Annotated in this window: 1 protein-coding gene; it reads right to left on the bottom strand. The window is 63.0% G+C overall.

Going from position 1 to position 1,548, the window contains the following annotated elements; genetic code table 11:
• Positions 1-248: 248 nt before the first annotated feature.
• On the bottom strand, positions 249-1,548 hold a 1,300-nt coding region (locus tag LRA98_RS12755; protein WP_238634264.1), incomplete at its 5' end, for an integron integrase.

The raw sequence follows: 1,548 nt of genomic DNA, 5'->3' as shown, positions 1-1,548 counted from the left end.
TCACGAAGAGCGGGAGCGCGAGTACATCAACACCGGACCGGTCGCGTTGACATGATCCCCTGGCCTCCAACCCCCGGGGGGACTGGCGGAAAGATCCCGTATCAGTAGACTGGGATCGAGCCCTTCCCCGGGGTACCAAGGACTGGTGCCAACCCGCCGCGACACCGGTCCAGTGCGTTCACCGGCACTGCGCCCCTCTGCATGTGCCCTGGCGGTAGCGTGACTGGCCGTGAGTGGGCATTGATGCATCAAAGCAGGTCCAGCGGGCTGGCCGCAGTGACCCCGCCGCGGCTAAGGACGTGGGTATAGATCATAGTCGTGGAAACGTCCTTGTGCCCGAGCAATTCCTGGATAGTGCGGATATCCTGGCCACGTTCCAAGAGGTGGGTTGCAAAGCTGTGCCGCAGCGTATGGCAGCTTGCCTTCTTGGTGATGCCCGCCCGGCGGGCGGCGGTCTTGACGCTCTTCTGAACCGCGGTCTCATGTAAATGGTAACGCCGGATGACCCCCGTATCCGGTTCGGGGGAGAGGCGCGTACTCGGAAAGACGTACTGCCACCCCCATTCACGGCCCGCATGGGGGTACTTGCGGGCCAGAGAACCCGGTAAAGCGGCCTCCCCGTAGCCAGCCGCTAGGTCCTCTTGGTGGAGTGCGTGCACACCGGCCAGGTGATCCCTCAGCTGCGGAGCCAGACGCTCCGGCAGGGCCACGGTCCTGTCCTTCTGCCCCTTCGCGGCGCGGATGTGGATCGCATGCCGGTCGAAGTCGAGATCGCGCACACGGAGGGACAGGCACTCAAGTAGCCGCATCCCGGTTCCGTACAGCAGGGCACAAATCAGATAGTGAACACCGCGCAGTTGACCGAGCAGGGCTTGGACCTCGGCGACCGACAGCACCACCGGAAGGCGATGTGGTTTCTTGGCCCGCTTGAAGCCGTGGAGATCTCCAATCGGTTTGTCGAGAACCTGGCCGTAGAGGAATACGAGGGCGTTGAGGGCTTGTGACTGGGTGCTCGCGGATACGTTCTGCTGGTCAACTAGGTGCTCGAGAAAGTCCCGAACCTCCGCGTCACCCAACTCGGACGGTGCCCGGCCGCCGTGGTGCCGGATGAAACGGCACACCCAGTTGCAGTAAGCCTTTTCGGTACGGAAAGCGAGACGACGAAGCCGGACCGTGCGCGACAGGGCCTGAAACAGGGTCAGATGCGCGGACACCGTTTCCGCCCATTTCGGCCTCCCCATGCGATCGGCCAAAGCCTGTCCGTCCGGAGCGGGCCGAGCCGGTGCCGCCGAGGGATGATCCGCACCCGGCGCGGGGTCATGCTCAAGCCACTCAGACCAGCCGAACGAATGTTCGAGTTCCGGGTTAACAAGCTTATACAGAATCCGTATAGCCGCTACAGCCTGGCGGCGACGCCACTCCTCAAGATTGGGCGCCCGCGCCATTCTCGCGAGGTAGCGTGTTAACTCTTCCCGCCCAACCTTACGCAGTGTTTTACTTGAATGCGTGTCGATGTAACGCTGCGCGTGGAGCACGTACCACTTGACC

The sequence above is a fragment of the Halorhodospira sp. M38 genome (assembly GCF_022227985.1).
Taxonomy (GTDB): Bacteria; Pseudomonadota; Gammaproteobacteria; order Nitrococcales; family Halorhodospiraceae; genus Halorhodospira; species Halorhodospira halophila_A.
Note: the sequence above shows the minus strand (reverse complement) of the source record. Positions and strands in the feature narration are given on the sequence as shown.